This is a genomic window from Brenneria tiliae (assembly GCF_023347575.1).
In the GTDB taxonomy this organism is placed as follows: Bacteria; Pseudomonadota; Gammaproteobacteria; order Enterobacterales; family Enterobacteriaceae; genus Brenneria; species Brenneria corticis.
In genome coordinates this window covers 19,959-36,268 of the sequence record NZ_JAKPCB010000097.1, presented here as the reverse complement: position 1 = coordinate 36,268, position 16,310 = coordinate 19,959, and the positions used below count along the sequence as shown (strand labels likewise).

The window sequence follows — 16,310 nt, the reverse complement described above, 5'->3', positions numbered from 1 at the left end:
CGATCGCCGCCCGCAGCAGGCGGTTTATCCGCCGGGACGAACCCGCATGATGCTGTTAGCGGGGGCTTAGCGGGATTCTCGCGTTAGCAGGACCAACAGATAGATGCCGCCAATACAAACGGTCACGACGCCGACCGGTAGCTGATTCGGCGCGAACAGGCGTTGTGCCAGAAAGTCGGCCGCCAGTAATAAAAAGGCGCCGGTCAATGCGGCCGCCGGCAAGGAGGGGATATCCGCTCCGCTTAAACGACGGGCAATCTGCGGCGCGCACAGGGATATAAAGGATACGGGACCGGCGGCGGCCGTCACCGCCGCCGTCAGCGCGACGCCGATGACCATCAGCAACAGCCGCGATACCTCCACCGGCACACCCAGCGCCCGGGCGGTATCGTCCCCCATTTCCATCAGCGTCATACGCCGCGTCAGTAATAACGACAGGATAAAGGCGGTGGCGATAAATAGCAGTGAGGGAAGCCCTTTGCTCCAGGTAATGCCGTTAAGCGAACCCGCGCCCCAGAGCGCGGCGGACATGGCCGATTCCAGAGACGCCGAGATAATAAGCCAGGTATTGACCGAGTAGAGCAGCGCGCTGACGGCAATCCCGATGATAATAAGACGAAAGCCCTGAATGCCCTGCCGCCAGGTCAACAGCCAGACCAGCGCCGAGGAGAGGATGCCTCCCGCCAGGGCGCCGACGGCGGTGCTGAATTCACCGCCGTTAAACAGGATAATCGACATCAACGCCCCGGTATACGCCCCGGTGTTGAAACCAATGATGTCCGGACTGCCGAGGGAGTTACGCAGTAAGGACTGAAAGATGGCGCCGCTGACGCCGAGCGATGCGCCGAGGATCAGCGCCATCATCACGCGCGGCAAACGCCACTGGACCACAATGGTGACAATCCCTGCGGGACCTTCCCCCCACAGCGCCCGCAGTACCTGCCCCACGCTGAGCTGCATGGTGCCTGAAACCAGCGCCAGTATTGCCAGCGTCAGGCATAGGATAACCATTACGCCGCAATACCCGCGTCGACGCAGGGCGCTTTGCGTTAATCCGAGCTGCATCATCCACTTTTCCCCCCGTGTCGGCGTACCAGGGCAATCAGTACCGGAGAACCGATAAAGGCGGTAACGATGGAAACGCGTAATTCGCCGGGTACGATAACGCGGCCCACCATATCGGAAATCAACAGCAGTCCCGGAGTCAGGATCATGACCCAGGGCAGTATCTGCCGCTGATCCGGGCCGACCAATCGACGGGCGATATGGGGCACCATCAGGCCGATAAACGCGATGGGCCCCACGGCTGCGGTGGCCGAACCGCATAATAGCGTGATGGCGATCAGGCCCAGCATCTGCACCACTTTCGTCCGGGTGCCTAACGCCTGCGCCATATCATCCCCCATGTCCAGGACATTAAGGGAACGAGCCAGTAATAAAGCCAGCGCCAACCCTGCCAACACCGGCATGGCGATCACTTTTATAACGTGCATGCTGCGGATATCCAGCGTGCCGGCTTCCCAAAAACGGGCCTGATCATAGACCTGCGGATCCATTAGCGAGATACCGGAGGTCATGCCCGCCAGTACGGCGCCGAGCGCCACCCCGGCCAGCGTTAAACGGACGGGGCTGGATTTGCCCCGAGCCTGGAAAGCGATCAGCCATACTCCCAGACTGGATAACAGCGCGCCGCCGAATGCGAACCACAGATACTGTTCAGGCAGCGTTGCGCCAAAAAAAGCGATACCGATCACCACCGCGAAACTGGCGCCGGCGTTGATGCCTAAAATACCCGGGTCGGCCAAAGGATTGCGGGTGAGCGCCTGGATAAGCGCCCCGGATACGCCGAGCGCGGCGCCGGCCAGTAATCCGGCCAGCATGCGCGGCAAGCGGGCTTCGAGGATAATTATGCTGTCGGGATGGGTATGATCGCCGCTGAATATATTGATGACGTTGGTAAAGGGAATGTGTTTGGCGCCGACGAATAAACTGAGCAGGCTGCACAGCATCAATAGCAGAATCACGATCAGCAAACCGTACAGCGGATAGCCGGTTATTTTTCCCTTGGATGGCGCCCGCAGCAGGCTGGCGTCATTCATCGGCGTGAGATGGGTTTTGTCCGAATGCATATGAAAATGATTACAATTATCATTATAATTTAATGTTTAATATAATAACATGCCTTTATCGGGAACAAAACGCCGGCGTCGATGACGGCGATCTTATCGACTTAATCGGAGCTTAACAGTGCCAGGAAAATGCCATGGATAGACCCTCCATTTTACTCAATTTCAGCTTGCTAAGAGATAACCGTGATTTTCGAGCGCTGTTTTGCGCGCGTTTTATCTCGGTTCTGTCGTTAGGCATGCTGACCGTGGCGGTGCCGGTGCAGATCCAGCAGATGACCGGCTCGACCTTCCAGGTCGGAGTCGCGGTCATTCTGGCCAGCGGCGGTATGTTTATCGGCCTGTTGCTGGGGGGGGTAATGGCGGATCGCTACAACCGCCAGCGGCTGATTCTGTTCGCGCGCGCTACCTGCGGCGCCGGATTTGCCGGTTTGTACCTTAATACATTGGCCGCGGAACCTTCGTTGACCCTGCTGTGGCTGCTTGCCGTATGGGACGGTTTTTTCGGCGCGGTGGGCATGACGGCATTGATGGCCGCGACCCCGGCGCTGGTCGGGCGGGAAAACCTCGGCGCGGCGGGGGCCATCAGCATGCTGACGGTACGCTTCGGCGCGGTGGTGTCTCCCGCCATCGGCGGTATCGTTATCGCCTGGGGCGATGTGGGCTGGAATTACGCTTTGGCCGCGCTCGGAACCTGGATAACGCTGATTCCGCTGATACGTTTGCCTTCAATGCCGCCGCCGCAGCAGCCAAGGGAGCATCCCGGCCGTGCGTTGCTGGCGGGGATGGTTTTTTTAAAACAAAATCGGGTTATCGGCGCAATCGTGCTGATGGGCACGCTGGTCAGCCTGACCAGCGCCGTGCGGGTGTTGTTTCCCGCTCTGGCGGTTGGTTGGCGGATTGACGCATGGCATCTGGGACTGATGTATTCGGCGATACCGCTGGGTGCGGCGCTGGGCGCCTTCACCAGCGGGCGGGTGGCCCAAACCCCCCGTCCCGGCAGATTGATGATCTTCACGGCGGTGGCGGGATTTTTAGTTCTCAGCCTGTTCAGCCTGATGCCCTATTTTATCTTATCGCTGTGCTGCCTGGCGATTTATGGCTATCTCAGCGCCATCAATGCGCTGTTGCAGTTTACGCTGGTGCAGAGTCTGACGCCAAATGCCTTGCTGGGACGCGTCAATGGTCTGTGGACGGCGCAGGCGGTAACGGGGGATGCTTTTGGCGCTCTGCTGCTGGGCACCATGGGAACACAGCTGCTGCCGCAAACCTCCGGCCTGTTGTTCGGCCTCGGCGCCGCCCTGGCGTGCGTGGCGCTGGCCGCACTGTCTGCGCCGCTGCGCCGGCTTGAAAACCCCCCTCCGGCGCAGCCGGTGTCATCGGCGGGAAGTTAATGCCCGCCGAAACGGTTTTCCAGCCGATCTAACATATTGCTGGCGCTATAGTAGTCCAGGCGGAAGGTATCGTTGCCCATGGCATAAACATGGCGGTCCCTGACCGCCGGCAAATGGGCGACAAAAGGATTGGCGAGCAATTGCCCGACGCTCTCCCCATCAGTGGAAAACAGCAGATAGGTATTACCGTTCAGCCCGTCGGCCATCTTTTCGCCTGATAATTGCACCAGATCCTTACGCTTGCCCATGCTGTAATTGCCTTTCACTGAATCAGGCACTATGGCAAGCTCGAAACCCAACTGTTGAAGCAACTGGCCCTGTGCGGAGTCGGTGGTCCATAAATTGGCGCCCTTGCCGTCTTCCCGCCAGACAAAGGCGCTGACGGGCTGCGGAGGTAAACGCAAATGTTGCTTCACGGCGTTCAGTCGGCTGTCGAATTTCGCAATCACCGCCTGAGCCTGCTCCTCGCGTCCGGTAGCGTAGCCCAACTGAAGGGCCAGGTCCTGCCAGCTTTTATCATCATAATTGATCACCAGAACCGGCGCGATATCGCTAAGCTGTTGACGCAGCGCCAGGGCGGAGTCGCCGCCCGTGGCGGCGACCACGATCAGGTCCGGCGCTTCGTTGGCGATAGCTTCGGCATTGGGCTTGGTTTCATAGATTTTTTTTACCTTGCGTTCACGGGCGATATTGCTCCATTGGCGCAGGAATCCCTGACTGTCCGAAATACGGGAGCCCGGGCTGGTGGCGGAACTGGCGATCACCGGCGCATCGATCGCCAACAGGGTTCCGGTAACGGTGACGCTGGTGGAGACGACGCGCTGCGGCGGGGATTTGATAGTGAGGGTGCCGTCAAGGGTTTTAATCTGCCGCGGCCATCCGCTGACCGCCGTATTATCCGGTTCTGCCGCCTCGTTGGCCGTGTTTTTTTCGTCGCATGCGCTCAGTAGCGCTAACGCCAACAGCGGCAGCAACACACGGCGCCATCTCGAGAAGTAAAATTCCACTCTCATTACCTGAACCTCTTATCTCTTAAACGTCAATTGGGGGGACCGAAGCTTATTTTCCCATATTGACAATGCTTAAGCATCGCCTTAAGTTGTTACCCAAATCCATTAATGATAATCGTTATCATAATCGTTATCATTATGAATGATACAGGAGGTTGCGAGTGTACCGTTTGATTAGGGACAATATCACGCAGGAAGAGAAGAGTGGTTGGAGGCCGGATTCAGGATTTTTTTTCAGTTCGCCCTTTCGTAGCCTGTATACGCAGGGACGTTTTATGTCGCTGGCAACGCCCGCCAGCGATGGTTTTGATGCCGAGGGCGAATTTCAGCGAACCCTGCAACAGGCGTTTGCGCACGCCAGGGCGGCGGGCATTGCCGAACCGGTGCTGGTCGGCGCGATTCCTTTTGACGCCACCCGTCCGTCGTCGCTGTTTATTCCCCGGCAAAGCCACTGGTTCCGTCGATCCGATTTAACCACGCCCTTACTCAGCGACTGTCCTTCATTACCGGATATCGTCACCGCCACGCCACGACCGGAGCGGGAGGTTTTTGTCGATTTGGTGAGTCAGGCCGTGAATGCGACGCGGGAGGGGAACATCGCCAAGGTCGTACTCTCGCGCCTGCTGGATATTGAACTCGGCGCGCCGGTCGACCATCGGGCGCTGTTGGCGCGTATGCTGGCCCGAGAACCCGATGCCTACCATTTTTATGTCCCACTTGACGATGGCGCGTTGCTGGGCGCCAGCCCTGAATTGTTATTGCGTAAGTCGGGGCGCCATCTACACTCTACGCCGTTGGCGGGGTCGGCTGCGCGGGCCACTGACCCGCAGGCGGATCGGAACGTGGGGCAACGATTGCTGGATTCGGCGAAGGATGGGTATGAGCATCAGGTGGTGATTAACGAGATGCGCCGTGTGTTGATCCCCCGTTGTCGCCAACTGCATATACCAGATACGCCGCAACTGCTTTCCACCGCCACGCTGTGGCATTTGGCGACCGCCATCAGCGGCGAAACGGCCAATGAAACCGACAACGCCCTGTCACTGGCCAGTTTGCTCCATCCCACGCCGGCACTGTGCGGGTATCCGACCGAGGCGGCGCGTTCCCTAATCGCCTCCCTGGAACCCTTCGATCGCGGGCTGTTCGGCGGCATCGTCGGCTGGTGCGACGCGCAGGGCAACGGCGAATGGGTGGTCACCATCCGCTGCGGCGAAGTGCGTGAAAATCGGGTGACGCTGTTTGCCGGCGCCGGCATCGTGCCGGATTCGCAGCCGGTTTCCGAATGGAACGAAACCGGCGTGAAGCTGAGCACCATGCTCAACGCCTTTGGGATAACCAACGATCGGGAGTGCGTCGCATGATCATTGAATTCAACCGCTGGCCCGCCGAACTGGAGCAGCGCTATCGTGAGCGCGGTTATTGGACCGACCGGCCGCTGGGCGATATTCTCAGCCGCCACAAAGACAACGATGCGCTGGCGCTGATCGACGGCGATCGCCGCTTCAGCTATCGCCAGCTAAACCACAGCGTTAACCGCCTGGCGGGCGCGCTGACGCGGCGCGGCGTACGGCGCGGGCAAACGGCGCTGGTGCAGTTGGGGAATATCGCCGAATTTTACCAGACCTATTTCGCCTTGCTGCGTATTGGCGTGGTGCCGGTGAACGCGCTGTTCAACCATCAGCGCAGTGAATTGAGCGCCTATGCGCAGCAGATCGCGCCGGCGCTGCTGATCGCCGATCGCGGCCATGAGTTGTTCCATGACGATAGGTTTATTGAGACGCTGCGGCAGAACCATCCCTCTTTACAACAGATCATACTGCGCGGCGACGGCGATCCTGAGCGCGATTTGCTCCATCTGCTGCAGGAAAGCGGGGATGATAATCTCTCCTCGCCGACGCCGCCGGACGAGGTGGCGTTTTTCCAGCTGTCCGGCGGCAGCACCGGCACGCCGAAACTGATCCCCCGCACCCACAACGATTACTACTACAGTATCCGCGCCAGCGTGGATATTTGCCGTTTTAATGCCCAAACCCGCTACCTGTGCGCCTTGCCGGCCGCCCATAACTATCCGCTGAGTTCGCCGGGCGCGCTGGGCGCGTTCTATGCCGGGGGAACGGTGGTGATGGCGAGCGACCCCAGCGCGACCCACTGTTTCCCGCTGATTGAACGGCATCGGATTAACGTTACGGCGCTGGTGCCGCCGGCGGTAAGCCTATGGCTGGAGGCCGTCGCGCTGGCCGGGCAGCGCACGGCGCTGCAAAGCCTGGAATTATTACAGGTCGGCGGCGCGCGGCTGAGCGAGGCGCTGGCCCAACGCATCCCCGCCGAACTGGGATGCCGGCTCCAGCAGGTGTTCGGCATGGCGGAAGGGTTGGTGAACTACACCCGTCTGGACGACGACGATGAGCGTATTTTCACCACCCAGGGGCGCCCCATCAGCACGGACGACGAAGTCTGGGTGGCCGATGCCGCGGGCAACCCCCAACCGCGCGGACAGGCCGGGCGCCTGATGACCCGCGGCCCCTATACCTTTCGGGGTTATTACCGCAGTCCGCAGCATAACCGGCAGGTATTTGATGAACAGGGCTTCTACTGCTCCGGCGATGTGGTGATCCAGCGCGAGGACGGCTATCTGCAGGTGGTGGGGCGGGAGAAAGATCAGATTAACCGCGGCGGCGAAAAGATCGCCGCCGAGGAGATTGAAAACCTGCTCTTACGTCATCCTCAGGTGATCAACGCCGCGCTGGTGGCGATCCCCGACCCGCTGATGGGGGAAAAGAGCTGCGCTTTCGTCGTTTGCCGGGAAGCGATCAAATCCGTGGCGCTGCGTCGTCATCTGCGCGAGCAGGGCATTGCCGATTACAAATTGCCGGATCGTTTTGCAAGCCTGCCGGCGTTACCGGAAACGCCGGTGGGTAAAGTTGATAAACAGCGTTTGCGCGAGATGGCGCAGCAGCTTATCCCGCAGGAGAGTCATCCATGAGTATTCCCAAACTGAATAGCTACCCTCTGCCGTCGGCGGAGGCGCTGCCCGACAACAAAGTGAGCTGGCCGCTGGAAACGGCGCGGGCGGCGTTGCTGATCCATGATATGCAGCGCTATTTTCTTAATTTCTGGGGGGAGAACAGCCCGCTGACCGCCCGGCTTATCGACAATATTGCGCGCCTGAAAAATTTTTGCCGTCAGCGCGGCATTCCGGTGTTCTACACCGCTCAGCCGAATAATCAGAGCGCCGCCGACCGGGCGTTGTTGAACGATATGTGGGGGCCGGGGCTGAATAACTATCCCGAACAGCAGAAGATCACCGACGCCCTGACGCCGGAGGACGCGGACACCGTGCTGGTGAAGTGGCGCTATAGCGCCTTTGTGCGCACCGACCTGGAACAACGGCTGCGCGACGCCGGTCGCGATCAGCTGATTATATGCGGCGTTTATGCCCATATCGGCTGTCTTACCACGGCGAACGACGCTTTTATGCGCGATATCAAGCCCTTTATGGTGGCGGACGCGCTGGCCGATTTCTCCCTGGATGAGCATATGATGGCCCTGCGCTATAGCGCCGGCCGCTGCGCCCGGGTGGTCACCACCGACCAGCTGGTAGCGGATGAACCCGCGGCGCAAGGATACGGTAAATCCCGTCTGCGGGCGGAGCTGTTGCCGCTTCTGGATGAGGACTGCGGCGAGGTGGACGATGATGAAAACCTGCTGGATTACGGGCTGGACTCCGTACGCATCATGTCGCTGGCGGCCCGCTGGCGTCAGCAGGGCCACGATGTGGATTTCGTGGCCCTGGTAAAAAGCCCGACCATCAACCACTGGCTGGCATTGCTGGCGCAGCCGCAGCGGGAGGAAGCATGAGCGCCCGCTTTGATTTCAGCGGCAAACAGGTATGGGTAACCGGCGCCGGTCGCGGCATCGGCTATGAAACGGCGTGCCGTTTCGTAGCGGCGGGGGCCGAGGTGGTGGGGTTTGATCTGGCGTTTCCGGATACGGCATTGCCTTTTACCCCCAGCCTGCTGGATATCCGCGACGCTGGCGCCGTGGCCGAGCGTTGCGGCGCGCTGCTGTCGCAAACGCCGCGGCTGGATGTGCTGGTCAACGGCGCCGGTATTCTGCGTATGGGGGCGACGGAAAAGCTCAGTCAGCAGGACTGGCAGGATTGCCTGGCGGTCAATGCGAGCGGCGTATTCAATCTGTTGCAGGCGGCGATCCCGCAGTTTCAGCGCCAGCGCGGCGGGGCCATTGTGACGGTGGCGTCCAATGCCGCGCACGTTCCCCGCGTGGGCATGGCCGCCTACTGCGCGTCCAAGGCGGCGGTGCGCAGCCTGTGTCTGACCGCGGGGCTTGAGCTGGCGCCGTATGGCGTGCGCTGTAATCTGATCTCGCCGGGTTCGACGGACACCCCCATGCTGCGCGGCATGTGGGCGTCGCCGGCGGGGGAGCAGTCCACCATCGACGGTTTTCCCGACCAGTTCAAACTGGGCATTCCGCTGGGGAAAATCGCCCGGCCGCAGGATATCGCCGACGCCATTTTGTTTATGGCGTCCGATATGGCCGGCCATATTACGCTACAGGATATCGTTATTGACGGCGGCGCCACGCTGGGCGCCTGAACCGACGCCCCGCGCGTTGCCCGCGCAGGGCGCGATTCCCGCCGCTTGCAGTCACTGATTGTGTATCACCGTTAAATCAGGGAAAATACCCGGCTTACGATTTAATTCCCGCTTCGCCTGACGCTGACATCGGTATTTTTGACTTGATGACGCCGCCGGGTGGCTAACAGAAGAAACCTGAAAATCATGTCTCCAAGTGAATACGCCCGCGAAGTCGCGAAAAGACGCACCTTCGCCATTATTTCCCACCCCGACGCCGGTAAAACCACCATTACGGAAAAAGTGTTGCTGTTCGGGCAGGCGATCCAGACCGCCGGTACGGTAAAAGGGCGTGGTTCGAGCCAGCATGCGAAGTCCGACTGGATGGAGATGGAAAAACAGCGCGGAATCTCCATTACCACCTCGGTGATGCAGTTTCCCTATCATGACTGCCTGGTCAATCTGCTGGATACCCCGGGGCATGAAGACTTCTCCGAGGATACCTACCGTACGCTGACGGCGGTGGACTGCTGTCTGATGGTGATTGATGCGGCGAAAGGGGTGGAAGATCGTACCCGTAAGCTGATGGAGGTAACGCGCCTGCGCGATACGCCGATCCTGACGTTTATGAACAAGCTGGACCGCGATATCCGCGACCCGATGGAAGTGCTGGATGAGGTGGAAAGGGAGCTGAAAATCGCCTGCGCCCCCATCACCTGGCCGATTGGCTGCGGCAAGTTATTCAAAGGGGTTTACCATCTCTATAAAGACGAGACCTATCTTTATCAGAGCGGTAAAGGCCACACGATTCAGGAAGTGCGCGTCGTAAAAGGGCTGGATAACCCGGATCTGGACGCGGCGGTGGGTGAAGATCTGGCGCAGCAACTGCGTGAAGAGCTGGAACTGGTGCAAGGGGCATCCCATGAGTTTGAGCTGGATGCTTTCCTGTCCGGCGATCTGACGCCGGTGTTTTTCGGCACCGCGCTGGGCAACTTCGGCGTCGACCATATGCTGGATGGGCTGGTCGCCTGGGCGCCGGCGCCGATGCCGCGTAAAACCGATACGCGCCACGTGGTGGCCGCCGAGGAAAAATTCACCGGTTTCGTGTTTAAAATTCAGGCCAATATGGACCCGAAACACCGTGACCGGGTGGCGTTTATGCGCGTGGTGTCCGGCCGGTATGAGAAAGGGATGAAGCTGCGTCAGGTGCGTACCGGCAAAGACGTGGTGATTTCCGATGCGCTGACCTTTATGGCGGGCGACCGTTCTCACGTTGAAGAGGCCTATCCCGGCGATATCATCGGCTTGCATAACCACGGCACCATCCAGATTGGGGATACCTTTACCCAGGGCGAAGAGATGAAATTCACCGGGATCCCGAACTTTGCGCCTGAGCTGTTCCGCCGCATCCGCCTGCGCGATCCGTTGAAACAGAAGCAGTTGCTGAAAGGCCTGGTGCAACTGTCCGAAGAGGGGGCGGTGCAGGTATTCCGTCCGCTGACCAATAACGATCTTATCGTCGGCGCGGTAGGGGTATTGCAGTTTGACGTGGTGGTCGCCCGCCTGAAGAGCGAATACAACGTGGAAGCGCTTTATGAATCCGTCAACGTCTCCACCGCGCGCTGGGTCGAGTGCGCCGATGTGAAAAAGTTTGAGGAGTTCAAACGCAAGAACGAACAGCATCTGGCGTTGGACGGCGGCGACAATCTGGCTTATATCGCGCCGACGCTGGTCAACCTTAACCTGACGCGGGAACGTTATCCCGAAGTCGAGTTCCATCAAACGCGCGAACATTAATGCGTTCTGTATAAATATCCACCTTTGGGTATAGATTTGAACACCCGGCCGGGTCATGGAATAATCATGGCTGGTGCGGGTGTTTTTTTCATTTATGATTATTTATCAGCTGGTTATCTCTATCTTCAGCGCATGTTATGCCTGTAAAGCATGCCACAGACAAATCTGAATTCCCCCGGGTTGCGCTTCTTTTATCGATATTACCCTGTGATTTTGAGCATAGTGGTCTATAGTTAACAACGTGTTAAGTATTTTAGTTTGTTTAACTGTTAACGAGATTGAATGTGGTTCATTGTTTTATTTTTGTATGCATTAACAATGCATTGCTCCGTTTTTTATCATTTAAATGACATAAATGACGGATGCATCAGGTTAACAAGCATAACGGCAATATTCTCAATAGCAATCGTAATCACCGCGTTAATGTGGGCCGCGCCTCCGTGCGTCGGACACATAAAAACATAAAGGGAAGAAATCGATGAATAAGACCAAACTTACACAGTCACTGCTGGTGGTCGTACTGGGTTCTATTCTGGCTGGCGGTAATGCGCTGGCGGAAGATACCGTGGGACAAAAAGTACAGCGTATAGCAAGTACTACTGGTGAAAAAATCGATAGTTCCGCAGATAAAGCGTCTGGCTACGTAAGCGACAGCGCAACCACGGCCAAGGTAAAAAGCGCACTGCTGGAAGATAAGGCCATCAAAAGCGGCGATATCTCCGTGGCCACCACTAACGGGGTGGTTACCCTGAGCGGCTTCGTCAGCAGCCAGGAAGTATCGGCCCACGCGGTGCAAATCGCCGGCAACGTGGAAGGGGTGAAGTCTGTCAGCGACAAGCTGCAGATTAAAGACGATGCGTCGCAGTCAGTCGGCGCCTATGCCGATGATGCGGTGATCACCAGTTCGATCAAAGCGAAACTGCTGGCGGACGACATCGTCCCTTCCCGTAAAGTGAAGGTGGAAACCCATGCGGGCGTGGTACAGCTTAGCGGTACCGTCGACAATCAAGCGCAGTCGGAACGCGCTGAAAGCGTCTCCAAAGCGGTCGACGGCGTTAAAAGCGTCAAAAATGATTTGACGATCAAGTCATAACGTCAGGCGAGGGTCAGGGTTGTCCGCTCAGGCGGATAACCCGCCATAACCTGTAAAAACAGTACCAACCACCATGTGGGTACGCAATCCGGATATTTTTCGATTGCCGCCACGATTTTCAGTTTTCTGGTAAGGAGAGCGTATGTTTCGTTGGGGTATTATCTTTTTAGTGATTGCGTTGATTGCCGCGGCACTGGGTTTTGGTGGCCTGGCAGGGACGGCAGCGGGCGCTGCTAAAATCGTCTTTATTGTCGGGATTATTCTGTTCCTGGTGAGCTTGTTCCTCGGCCGAAAACGACCGTAGTCAGGCTCCTGATAACCTCAGGCGTAAATAACGCCAAAGGCTGAGAAAATAGGACGGTCACGCCATGTGGCTGTCATATTTATCTGGCATACTGTGTTGGTGGTATTTGCTTTACTTCGAACGTTTATCAGGAGGGGTGTGATGAATAGCGATATCGCTGTCGGCAAATGGAAACAGTGGAAAGGGAATTTCTGGTCGCTGTGGGCCGAATGGTTTGACAGTGACTGCGCCTGGCTGGAAGGAAACCACGGTTATTTATCCGGCGTACTGCAAGAAGGTTACGGAAAAGAGCACGAAAAGGTATCCTCGGAGAAGACGGTTTTACACTGAGGGTAAATAGTTTGGAAACGCGTATTTTTGTTGCCGGTTTGCTGGCGGCAGCGAAGGATGTGCTGCGGCAGATTGATTATCCCGGTCAAGTTTATGGCGCTTAAGCCTATGCTTACCGTCCCCCCCGCCATACCTCATCATTTTATTGATACCCACTGCCATTTCGATTTTCCGCCGTTTGGCGATAATGAGCCGGCAAGCCTGCGCCTGGCCGCAGAGGCGGGTGTCGAACGCATTATTATTCCTGCCGTTGCGGCGCGCTACTTTGAACGCGTGCTGGCGTTGGCAGCTAACCATCCGTCCCTCTATGCCGCCCTTGGGTTGCATCCGCTGTATATTGCCCGTCACCGCGACGCAGACCTGGAGCTGCTGGAAGATCGCCTGCGGCAAAGTCCGTCCAGGCTGGCGGCCGTGGGAGAGATTGGGCTGGATCTGTATATGCATGAGCCGCAGTTTGAGCGGCAGTGCGCGCTGCTCGGCGCTCAGCTTAAGCTGGCGAAGCGCTACGATCTTCCGGTTATTCTGCATTCGCGGCGCAGCCACGATCGGCTGGCGCAATTATTGCGCCGTAGCGAGGTGCCGCGCACCGGCGTGATTCACGGTTTTTCCGGCAGCCTGCAACAGGCGCAGGCTTTTATCCGCCTCGGCTATTGTATCGGCGTCGGCGGCACCATTACCTATCCGCGGGCCAACAAGACGCGTCAGGCGATCGCCCGTTTGCCTCTCGCCAGTTTGTTGCTGGAAACCGATGCGCCGGATATGCCGGTTTGCGGCTATCAGGGAGAGCCAAACCGCCCGGAGCGGATAAATCAGGTTTTTCAGTCGCTGTGCCGGTTAAGGCCTGAACCCGCCGTTGATATCGCGAGCGCGATATATCACAACACCTGCAGACTGTTCGGATTGCCGCCGCACAGGTAGCGCAGTTCGGCCTGATGTCTGTTCTGCAAGACGCTTTCTGTCGCCATACCTAGCTAAATATCCAGCGTTTTTTCTTATAATAGCGATAAAAGTGTGATGAAGATCACTATTGTATGTTTTCGGCTGTTTGGTGTTGTATGAATTTGTGACATAAATTGGCCTCTGTTGAGATCCTGCCTTTATAATCGGCCCCACCGATAGCGGCCGCCTCCGGCCTTGTCGGGCTATCGGTTGCTCGTTTATATGACGATCGATGGTAATCACCGTTTTTTGTTGGCAAAAAATTATTGTTATCTCGCGCTAAAGGGAACTTCACATGCAACTCTTTATGAGTCTCATCGGCATGGCGGCACTGGTATTATTTGCGGTCCTGCTTTCCAGCAATCGGAAAGCCATCAGGCTGCGCACGGTACTGGGCGCTTTCCTTCTTCAGATCGGTATTGGCGCATTGGTGTTATACGTCCCGTTAGGACGCCGGGTGCTGGGCGGCATGACGGAAGGAGTGGCGAACGTCATTTCCTATGGCAATCAGGGCGTATCTTTTATGTTCGGCGGCCTGACCTCTGACAAAATGTTCGAAGTATTCGGCGGCGGCGGATTTGTTTTTGCGCTTCGCGTACTGCCTATTATCGTTTTCTTCTCATCGCTTATCGCCGTGCTTTATTACATGGGCGTGATGCAATGGGTGATTCGGCTGCTTGGCGGCGGGCTGCAGAAACTGCTGGGCACGTCGCGCACCGAATCGCTTTCCGCCACGGCGAATATTTTCGTCGGTCAGACGGAGGCGCCCCTGGTGGTTCGCCCGTATATCGCCAATATGACTCAGTCGGAATTATTCGCCGTGATGTGCGGCGGGCTGGCTTCCATCGCCGGTTCCGTGATGGCGGGGTATGCGCAGATGGGGGTGCCGCTGGAATACCTGATCGCGGCTTCCTTTATGGCGGCTCCCGGCGGTCTGTTGTTTGCGAAACTGATGGTGCCGGAAACGGAAAATACCCATGACCGGGAGGAAATCAGCGGGTTTGTCGATGCGGAAGACAAACCGGCCAACGTGATTGACGCCGCGGCCAGCGGGGCGGCTTCCGGTATGCAGCTGGCGCTGAACGTGGGCGCCATGCTGCTGGCGTTTATCGCTTTGATCGCCTTGCTTAACGGTATTCTCGGCGGCGTCGGCGACTGGTTTAACTATCCGCAGCTGTCGCTGGAGCTGATTTTAGGCTGGCTGTTTGCCCCCGTCGCGTTTTTGATCGGCGTTCCCTGGGATGAGGCGACCATCGCCGGATCGTTTATCGGCCAGAAACTGATCGTCAACGAGTTCGTCGCCTATATGAATTTCAGCGAATATCTGAAAGCGGACGACGTGGTCGCCGCCGCCGGCTTGCAGGTGTTGTCCGATCATACCAAGGCGATTATTTCCTTCGCACTTTGTGGGTTTGCTAACCTGTCATCGATAGCTATCCTTATTGGAGGATTGGGCAGTATGGCGCCGAACCGGCGTCAGGATATTGCCAGGCTTGGTTTGAAAGCGGTGGCCGCAGGTACGCTTTCCAACCTGATGAGTGCCAGCATCGCAGGGTTCTTTTTAGCATTGTAACGGTGCTTGGTTAAGTGATGATGGGCGGGAGTCGCCCATCATTCATGGATGGTTAAGGTGCTGGATCGCCCGGGGAGTAATTTCTCCTTCAAGAGTAAAGTGACATGCTTTCTGTTTTTATTGATGATGTTGAATGGATAACGTTCCCGCAGGCAAAGGATGGCGCCATTTATCCTGGGTTGTGCGCACGCAGTCATTTCCGGTTATCTGCTTATACCGACGAGCTGTTTACCGCGGCCGGTATTCCATTTTCTGACGCGCTGGCGCGTTCCGTGCCGAAACGGCGCGCCGAGTTTCTGGCCGGCCGCTGTTTGGCTAAACAGGTGCTGGGTAAGCTGGGGCATCCGGATTTTGTTCTGTCCAGCGGTAAGGATCGGTCGCCGCAATGGCCGGAAAATATCGCCGGCTCCCTAAGTCATAATACGGATAGCGTATTGTGCGCCGCGCATATCCGCAGCCCCGAGCTTTCCGGCGTTGGGGTGGATATCGAGACGTTTATGTCTGCGGAACGCGCCGAGTCGCTGTGGCCGGGCATTGTTGGCGAAGATGAGTACCACTGGCTGTACGCCCAGGATGATGAGTTTCGCTGTTTGCTGACGCTAAGTTTTTCCGCCAAAGAGAGCCTGTTTAAGGCGTTGTATCCGCAGGTTAAACACTATTTTGATTTTGTGGATGCCAGAATGGTCGCGCTGGATAGCGCCAGCCAGTCCTTTGAGCTGGAGCTACTGACCGATTTAACGCCGCAGTGCTATGCGGGGCGCCGTTTCCGCGGGACCTACCTGACAAGACAGCACGATGTGACGACCTTTCTGTGCTGTTAAACGGGGTTGTGGAAAACGGCCGGGCGGGATGAAGGGATTACGATTTTTTATGCCAGCGGTCGTCATCGCCTTTTGCATAAGTCTGTTTAACCGCGCTCCAGGCGACCTTATGCGCGGTTTCCTCCCGGCTATCATCTCCTCGCCGGTCGTCCGCGTCTTTATACTGCTCCCAGGCGCTGTTGAAGGCCTCTTTATAAATTTCCTGCGCGTGCGGCGGCAGAACGTTTTTTACGCTGTCGGGCAGCGATCGCGTGGCTGAATAAGGCATGTCGCCTCCTTATTTAAACATCACTGGGCTATGCATGATTACTAAGTATATCCGTTATCCCGC

16 protein-coding genes are annotated in these 16,310 nt (G+C 57.5%); 12 read left to right on the top strand and 4 right to left on the bottom strand.

Features of this window, described 5'->3' with window-relative positions; translation table 11 throughout:
- Positions 1 to 66: 66 nt before the first annotated feature.
- Positions 67 to 1,068, bottom strand: coding sequence for an iron-enterobactin ABC transporter permease (fepG, locus tag MFP24_RS11425; RefSeq protein ID WP_249230195.1), 1,002 nt, complete (start codon positions 1,066 to 1,068; stop codon positions 67 to 69).
- Positions 1,065 to 2,129, bottom strand: coding sequence for a Fe(3+)-siderophore ABC transporter permease (gene fepD, locus MFP24_RS11420; protein ID WP_407061992.1), 1,065 nt, complete (start codon positions 2,127 to 2,129; stop codon positions 1,065 to 1,067). Before fepD ends, fepG begins: the two co-directional genes overlap by 4 nt.
- Before the next feature lie 134 nt (positions 2,130 to 2,263).
- On the opposite strand from fepD, the gene entS reads away from it, so the two are divergent.
- Positions 2,264 to 3,520, top strand: a complete 1,257-nt coding sequence (gene entS, locus MFP24_RS11415) for an enterobactin transporter EntS (protein WP_249230194.1) — start codon at positions 2,264 to 2,266, stop codon at positions 3,518 to 3,520.
- Here the strand turns inward: entS and fepB are convergent.
- Positions 3,517 to 4,533 carry a Fe2+-enterobactin ABC transporter substrate-binding protein gene (gene fepB, locus MFP24_RS11410; RefSeq protein WP_249230192.1) on the bottom strand — a complete coding sequence of 339 codons (1,017 nt, stop codon included), beginning with the start codon at positions 4,531 to 4,533 and terminating at the stop codon, positions 3,517 to 3,519. The two genes, entS and fepB, sit on opposite strands and share 4 nt — an antisense overlap.
- A 167-nt stretch (positions 4,534 to 4,700) precedes the next feature.
- On the opposite strand from fepB, the gene MFP24_RS11405 reads away from it, so the two are divergent.
- The 11 genes from MFP24_RS11405 to MFP24_RS11355 all read left to right on the top strand — a co-directional run bounded on the left by MFP24_RS11405 (position 4,701) and on the right by MFP24_RS11355 (position 15,979).
- Entirely contained in the window at positions 4,701 to 5,891 is a 1,191-nt protein-coding gene (locus MFP24_RS11405; protein ID WP_249230407.1) for an isochorismate synthase, read from the top strand.
- Positions 5,888 to 7,513 carry a (2,3-dihydroxybenzoyl)adenylate synthase gene (locus tag MFP24_RS11400; RefSeq protein WP_249230191.1) on the top strand — a complete coding sequence of 542 codons (1,626 nt, stop codon included), beginning with the start codon at positions 5,888 to 5,890 and terminating at the stop codon, positions 7,511 to 7,513. Before MFP24_RS11405 ends, MFP24_RS11400 begins: the two co-directional genes overlap by 4 nt.
- On the top strand, positions 7,510 to 8,388 hold the full coding sequence (locus MFP24_RS11395) for an isochorismatase (protein WP_249230188.1): 879 nt from the start codon (positions 7,510 to 7,512) through the stop codon (positions 8,386 to 8,388). The genes MFP24_RS11400 and MFP24_RS11395 overlap by 4 nt, the downstream gene beginning before the upstream one ends.
- A complete protein-coding gene (gene dhbA, locus MFP24_RS11390; RefSeq protein WP_249230186.1) occupies positions 8,385 to 9,143 on the top strand; it encodes a 2,3-dihydro-2,3-dihydroxybenzoate dehydrogenase in 759 nt (252 codons plus the stop codon). Before MFP24_RS11395 ends, dhbA begins: the two co-directional genes overlap by 4 nt.
- A 186-nt stretch (positions 9,144 to 9,329) precedes the next feature.
- Complete coding sequence (gene prfC, locus MFP24_RS11385; protein ID WP_249230184.1) at positions 9,330 to 10,919, top strand: peptide chain release factor 3; 1,590 nt, start codon at positions 9,330 to 9,332, stop codon at positions 10,917 to 10,919.
- A 478-nt stretch (positions 10,920 to 11,397) separates the two neighbouring features.
- Positions 11,398 to 12,012: a molecular chaperone OsmY gene (gene osmY / locus MFP24_RS11380; protein WP_249230183.1), complete on the top strand. Its 615-nt coding sequence runs from the start codon at positions 11,398 to 11,400 to the stop codon at positions 12,010 to 12,012.
- Positions 12,013 to 12,154: 142 nt separating this feature from the next.
- Positions 12,155 to 12,316: a DUF1328 domain-containing protein gene (locus tag MFP24_RS11375; protein WP_249230182.1), complete on the top strand. Its 162-nt coding sequence runs from the start codon at positions 12,155 to 12,157 to the stop codon at positions 12,314 to 12,316.
- Positions 12,317 to 12,457: 141 nt separating this feature from the next.
- Entirely contained in the window at positions 12,458 to 12,646 is a 189-nt protein-coding gene (locus MFP24_RS11370) for a CsbD family protein (protein ID WP_009114572.1), read from the top strand.
- A 108-nt stretch (positions 12,647 to 12,754) separates the two neighbouring features.
- Positions 12,755 to 13,564: a TatD family hydrolase gene (locus MFP24_RS11365; RefSeq protein WP_249230181.1), complete on the top strand. Its 810-nt coding sequence runs from the start codon at positions 12,755 to 12,757 to the stop codon at positions 13,562 to 13,564.
- A 316-nt stretch (positions 13,565 to 13,880) separates the two neighbouring features.
- On the top strand, positions 13,881 to 15,158 hold the full coding sequence (locus MFP24_RS11360) for a NupC/NupG family nucleoside CNT transporter (RefSeq protein ID WP_249230180.1): 1,278 nt from the start codon (positions 13,881 to 13,883) through the stop codon (positions 15,156 to 15,158).
- A gap of 104 nt (positions 15,159 to 15,262) precedes the next feature.
- Positions 15,263 to 15,979, top strand: coding sequence for a 4'-phosphopantetheinyl transferase family protein (locus MFP24_RS11355; RefSeq protein ID WP_249230179.1), 717 nt, complete (start codon positions 15,263 to 15,265; stop codon positions 15,977 to 15,979).
- Positions 15,980 to 16,016: 37 nt separating this feature from the next.
- Here the strand turns inward: MFP24_RS11355 and chaB are convergent, their stop codons facing one another.
- Entirely contained in the window at positions 16,017 to 16,247 is a 231-nt protein-coding gene (gene chaB / locus MFP24_RS11350; protein ID WP_249230178.1) for a putative cation transport regulator ChaB, read from the bottom strand.
- Positions 16,248 to 16,310 lie beyond the last annotated feature (63 nt).